The sequence below is a fragment of the Aurantimicrobium sp. genome (genome assembly GCF_036667855.1).
In the GTDB taxonomy this organism is placed as follows: domain Bacteria; phylum Actinomycetota; class Actinomycetes; order Actinomycetales; family Microbacteriaceae; genus Aurantimicrobium.
Map to the genome: position 1 here is coordinate 22,849 of NZ_JAVWTF010000023.1, position 6,350 is coordinate 29,198.

The 6,350-nt window shown below is 57.7% G+C and carries 5 protein-coding genes; all 5 read right to left on the minus strand.

Features of this window, described 5'->3' with window-relative positions; all coding sequences use genetic code 11:
• Positions 1 to 6 precede the first annotated feature (6 nt).
• Positions 7 to 447, minus strand: coding sequence for a 30S ribosome-binding factor RbfA (gene rbfA / locus RR877_RS06225; protein WP_280800564.1), 441 nt, complete (start codon positions 445 to 447; stop codon positions 7 to 9).
• Positions 448 to 512: 65 nt separating this feature from the next.
• Entirely contained in the window at positions 513 to 3,227 is a 2,715-nt protein-coding gene (gene infB / locus RR877_RS06230) for a translation initiation factor IF-2 (protein WP_332550690.1), read from the minus strand.
• Between the two features lie 93 nt (positions 3,228 to 3,320).
• Complete coding sequence (locus tag RR877_RS06235) at positions 3,321 to 3,563, minus strand: YlxR family protein (protein WP_332550691.1); 243 nt, start codon at positions 3,561 to 3,563, stop codon at positions 3,321 to 3,323.
• 47 nt (positions 3,564 to 3,610) lie between these two features.
• A complete protein-coding gene (gene nusA / locus RR877_RS06240; protein ID WP_280800565.1) occupies positions 3,611 to 4,699 on the minus strand; it encodes a transcription termination factor NusA in 1,089 nt (362 codons plus the stop codon).
• A 125-nt stretch (positions 4,700 to 4,824) separates the two neighbouring features.
• A partial coding sequence (locus tag RR877_RS06245) for a proline--tRNA ligase (protein WP_332627805.1) occupies positions 4,825 to 6,350 on the minus strand: 1,526 nt, incomplete at its 5' end.

Consider the following 6,350-nt stretch of genomic DNA (forward strand, 5'->3'; position numbering starts at 1 on the left):
TAGTACTTAGTCTTCGTCAGAAGCTTCTCGAGGCTTCACATAAGGATCTTCATCCCCTGCGTATTTCGCCTTCTTTGCGAGTGCTTCAACTTCTTCGTCCTGAGCGTGGGCCTTAGCCAGCAAGTCATCAATTGACTTGGCACTGTCGGGCAAAGCGTCAAGGATGAATTCGATGGTGGGCGTGAGGCGCACGGTCAAACCGCGACCCACTTCACCACGAATACGGCCCGTGTTGGCCTTGAGTGCAGCAGCTGTTTCTTCACGCTCTTCATCGGTGCCATAGACGGTGTAGAAGATGGAGGCGTGCTGGAGGTCACCAGTCATGCGCACGTCAGTGATCGTGACGAAGCCCAGACGGGTGTCCTTGATAACGCCGCGCTCTAGTGCCTGCGCGACGATGACCTTAATGAGTTCACCGAGCTTACGAGCTCTCGCGTGATCAACCATGATGTTCCCTTACCTGATAAGTAAAGAGGGGCCCTGTTGAGACAACCTGACCCCTCTTCTCGCACTTAAACGCGGGGCTTTTCCTTGAGTTCGATGGTCTCGATCTCATCGCCGATTTGGATGTCGTTGTACTTACCCAGACCGATACCACATTCGAAGTCCGTACGAACTTCGGTGGCGTCGTCCTTGAAGCGACGCAGAGACTCGATGGCCAGGCCATCGGCGATGACGATACCCTCACGGATAACGCGGGCCTTCGAGTTACGAGTAATCGTTCCGCTACGGACAATACATCCGGCAATGTTGCCGAACTTGCTCGAGCGGAAGATCTCGCGGATCTCTGCAACACCGGACTGAACCTCTTCGAACTCAGGCTTGAGCATGCCCTTGAGGGAGTTCTCAATGTCCTCGAGTGCCGAGTAGATGACCGAGTAGAAGCGGATGTCGACGCCTTCACGCATGGCACGCTCACGTGCCTTGGTGTCGGGACGAACGTTGAAGCCGATGATGACAGCGTTATCAACGGTTGCGAGGTTAACATCGCTCTCGGTGACAGCACCAACACCACGGTGGATGATGCGTAGCTGAACGCTGTCATCAACCTCGATCTTGAGCAAGGACTCTTCCAGTGCTTCAACAGCACCGGATACGTCACCCTTGATGATGAGGTTGAGGGACTCAACCTTGCCATCTTCAAGTGCCTTGGTGAAGTCTTCCAGCGAGATGCGCTTGCGAGCCTTAGCCAGCTGCGCGTTACGCTCGGCAGCTTCACGCTTCTCAGCGATCTGACGAGCAGTACGGTCATCTTCGGTTACAAGGAAGGTGTCACCGGCACGAGGCACGGAAGACAGACCCTGAACCTGGACGGGGCGAGAAGGAGTTGCAGCCTCAACAGCAACACCGTTCTCGTCGACCATGGCACGAACACGACCATAAGCAGTACCCGCAACAATGGCGTCACCGACGCGAAGAGTTCCAGACTCGATGAGCACGGTAGCAACAGCACCGCGTCCCTTGTCCAGACGAGCTTCAATCGCAATACCGCGAGCGTCCTTGTTGGGGTTCGCACGCAGGTCAAGACCGGCGTCTGCGGTGAGGAGAACAGCGTCAAGCAGTTCTGTCACACCCATGCCCGAGAGTGCAGATACGTCAACGAACATGACGTCTCCACCGTATTCTTCGGCAACCAGGTTGTATTCGGTCAGCTGCTGACGAACCTTTGCAGGGTTCGCATCTGGCTTGTCCACCTTGTTGACGGCAACAACGATGGGAACGCCAGCTGCCTGAGCGTGGTTCAGTGCCTCAATGGTCTGAGGCATGATGCCGTCATCTGCTGCGACCACGAGGATCGCGATGTCGGTAACCTGCGCACCACGTGCACGCATGGCGGTGAACGCCTCGTGACCGGGGGTGTCAATGAAGGTGATGAGACGGTCGACGCCTTCGTGGTTGGCGTGAACCTGGTATGCACCGATGTGCTGGGTGATTCCACCGGCTTCACCCGCAATGACGTTGGTCTTACGGATGGCATCGAGCAAACGAGTCTTACCGTGGTCAACGTGACCCATCACGGTGACGACTGGAGGACGAATCTCGAGGTCTTCATCTGTTTCGTCTTCGAGCTCCTGCTCGAGGTCGATGTTGAAGGCGTCGAGGAGTTCCTTGTCTTCTTCCTCAGGCGAGACGATCTGGATCTTGAAGCCCAGTTCTTCACCAAGGATTTCGAATGTGGCCTCGTCGATGGACTCGGTAGCGGTTGCCATTTCACCCAGGTGGAACAGAACGGTCACCAAGTTACCGGGGGTTGCATTGATCTTGTCTGCGAAGTCAGCAATCGATGCACCGCGGCGAAGACGAATGACAGTGTTACCGTCACCACGAGGAACGCTTACGCCACCAAGCGAGGGTGCCTCGCGGAGTTCAAACTCTGCTCTTTTCGTTCTCTTCGACTTACGTGCCTTGGACTTTCCTCCGCCACGACCGAAAGCACCTGCGGTTCCACCGCCGGGACCACGGCCACGGCCGCCACCGCCTCCTGCGGGGGGACGGTTAGGTCCAAAACCGGGACGTGCGGGAGCGCCTGCTCCAGCACCTGCACCAGCTCCGCCAGCACCACCGGGACGGAAACCGCCGCCAGCACCACCTGGACGCTGGAAACCAGTTCCTGCACCACCTGGGCGACCTGGACCACCGGGACGACCTGCGCCACCGGCTCCGCCGGGACGTGGCATGCCGCCGGGACGAGGAGCCATGGGGCGGGGAATGCTGCCTGGGTTAGGGCCCGCGGGGCGGGTTCCCATGCCCTGTGCAGAAGCAAAGGGGTTGTTACCGGGACGTGGAGCACCCGCGGGGCGAGTACCCATGCCCTGTGCAGAAGCAAAGGGGTTGTTACCGGGGCGCGCGCCACCAGCAGCCTTAGGTGCTGCGTCGCCACCCTCAGCAGGAGCTGCGGGAGCTTCTGCGGCAGGCGCAGGCGCTTCAGCAGGTGCCTCTGCTACTGGCTTGGGGCCAGGAGTGGGGGCTGCAGGTGCTGCAGGAGCTTCAGCAGCGGGAGCTACCTTCGCAGGAGCCTTTGCAGCAGGTGCTGCAGCTTCTCCAGCAGGAACAGGCTTCATGCCTTCTGCTTCAAGAGCGTTACGCAGCTTGCGCGCTACGGGAGGCTCAATAGTTGACGATGGTCCCTTAACGAACTCACCGAGATCTTTTAGCTTGGCTAGAGCAAGCTTGCTGTCGATGCCGTATTCGGCAGCAACTTCGTGTACGCGTGGTTTGGCAGCCACAATTCTCCTGTCTTAGGGCCTGAGCCCTGTTACAACAGGACCAGACCATTACTTACGGACGGAACTCATTTCGAGCCGCTCATTAGTTGTCCATTAGCCGTTCAGCCTTTGTGTGATGGTTTCAGTGTCAGTAATTTCTGCGCGAAGTGCTCTGCCGAAAGCTCGGCGCTTCACTGCGTCATTGCAACACTCTGGTGTGGGGTGTAGCCACGCACCGCGACCTGGCGCTGAACCGGAAATATCCGCTTCAACACGGCCATCAACGTTGATAACCCGCAACAAAGCGGACTTATCTGAGCGCTGACGGCAGCCGATGCACGTCCTTACAGGTTCCATGATACCCCAGCAACGCTGTGGCGGGGGTTCCCGCCGTGCGGTGCTGCTTAGTCTTCGTCCATGACGGAGTCAGGCTGGATGTCGATCTTGGCGCCAGTGAGCTTGGCAGCAAGGCGAGCGTTCTGGCCTTCCTTACCGATTGCCAGCGAGAGCTGGTAGTCGGGAACGAGGGCACGAACAGCCTTGGTAGCTGCATCGAGAACGAATGCGTCCGACACCTTGGCAGGTGAGAGTGCGTTCGACACGAAGGTGGGAAGGTCGGTGGAGAAGTCGACAATGTCGATCTTTTCCTCGTTAAGCTCCTCGGTGACGGCGCGTACGCGGCGTCCGAGCTCACCAATACACGCACCCTTAGCGTTGATCGCGGGATCCGTTGCCTTCACCGCAATCTTGGTGCGGTGACCTGCTTCGCGGGCCAGAGCAACAATCTCAACCAGGCCGCTCTGAATTTCAGGAACTTCCATTGTGAAGAGCTTGCGTACGAGCTGAGGGTGGGTGCGAGAAACAGTGACCTGAGGACCCTTAGTTCCGCGGGTGACCGAGGTGACATAGACACGAATACGGTTACCGTGTGAGTAATCCTCGCTAGGAACCTGCTCTTCAGGAGGCATGACTGCCTCAACAGTGCCGAGGTCGATGAAGACCATCTTGGGGTTCTGACCCTGCTGGATTACACCGGAGACGATGTCGCCCTCTCGGCCCTTAAACTCGCCAATAACAGCCTCGTCTGCGATGTCGCGCAGACGCTGGTTGATGACCTGCTTGGCAGCGAATGCGGCAATACGGCCGAAGTCGTCGGGGGTTGCTACTGCTTCACCGATGACGACGCCTTCTTCGTCCTTCTCAGGAACAAAGATGGTCACGATGCCTGTCTTGCGGTCGAGTTCAACGCGAGCTTCAGGAAGCTCAGGAGCAACACGAGGAGCACGAGGGGTGTCGGTGTCTGCAGAACCTGCACCACCACCGAGTCCGGTTGCGCTCTTAGGGTTCTTCACCGGCGCAACGCGAGGCTCAGCCTGAACCATGTGCTTTTGGTAGGCGGTGAGGATGGCCTGTTCGATGATCTCTACCAACTCATCGAAGGGAATACCTTTTTCGGTTTCCATGAGCTTGAGAACTCTGAGATCGATGTCCACTGTGGGCCTCCTCTATTCGCACCTGTAATCCCACGCCTCCCGGCGCAGCACTCTAAGGCTACCCGACCTGCGGGCATGATGGAACCGCGCTCCCCCAGCGGGAACGTGGCAATAGCTAGTTGGTTTTACTTGATGTGCTTGAGCACGTCAGCAACGGGAACGCTGGTGCGTTCGTTGCTGCGACGATCCCACAGCTCAACTACGCCGTCGGCAAGTCCCTTACCCACGATGACAATCGTGGGAACACCGATGAGTTCAGCGTCACCGAACTTCACACCAGGCGAAACCTTGGGGCGATCGTCATAGAGAACCTCGTAGCGAGCATCTTCAAGCTCGGCCACGATCTTCTCGGCGGCATCGAACACTTCCTCGTCCTTGCCGGTGGCAATGACGTGAATATCAAAGGGTGAGACGTTGGCAGGCCAGATCAGGCCCTTCTCGTCGTTGTTGGTCTCCGCGATAACCGCGAGGATACGGGTCACACCGATGCCATAGGAACCCATGGTGACGGTGACGAGCTTGCCGTTTTCATCCAGGACCTTCAGTCCCAGCGCCTCGGCGTACTTGCGTCCCAGCTGGAACACGTGACCGATTTCCATACCGCGAGCAATCTCAACAGGTCCAGAACCATCTGGTGCTGGGTCACCCGCGCGCACATCAGAAGCTTCAACAACACCGTCAGCAATGAAGTCACGACCAGCAACCACGTTCAACACGTGCTTCTGGTCCACGTTCGCACCGGTCACCCATGCGCTGCCATCGACAACACGAGGATCAACAAAGTAGCGAATCTTGGACGTGCCTTCGGAGCCCAGAACAGCACCCTTTTCGGACCAGGGGCCAATGTAACCCTTGACCAGTGTCTTGTTCTTGGCGAAGTCTTCTTCGGTAGCTGCTTCAACAGCAGCAGGGGCAAAGGCAACCTCAACACGAGCCAGCTCAACATCACGGTCACCAGGGAGACCAATCGAAATCAGCTCACGAGTTCCGTCGAGGTGGGTCAGGGCCAGTACAACGTTCTTGAGCGTGTCAGCAGCAGTCCACTGTCGGCCATCTTCACGAGGCTCTGTAGCGTTGAGGTGATCAACAAGAGTGTCAATGGTGGGGGTGTTGGGTGAATCAAACACACGTGCCGCAGGCTGTCCTTCGATAGGAATCGAAGGTGGAACAACCGTGGTGAAGGCTTCAATGTTGGCGGTGTATCCACCTGCAGAGCGCACGAAGGAGTCTTCGCCCACCTCAGTGGGGTGCAGGAACTCTTCAGAGCGTGAGCCACCCATGGCGCCGGCATCTGCCTTCACGATGACGTAATCGAGACCGAGACGAGTGAAGATGCGCTCATACGCGTCACGCTGAGCTTGGTAGCTCTCGGCGAGACCCTCGTCAGAGACATCGAAGGAGTAGGCGTCCTTCATGGTGAATTCACGTCCGCGCAGGAGACCTGCGCGAGGACGTGCCTCATCGCGGTACTTGTCCTGGATTTGATACAGGCACACAGGCAAGTCTTTGTAGGAGTTGTAAAGATCCTTCACCAAAAGAGTGAAGACCTCTTCGTGGGTGGGAGCAAGCAGATAGTCCGCGTCCTTGCGGTCTTTGAGACGGAAGATGCCATCGCCATACTCAGTCCAGCGACCGGTGACCTCATAGGGTT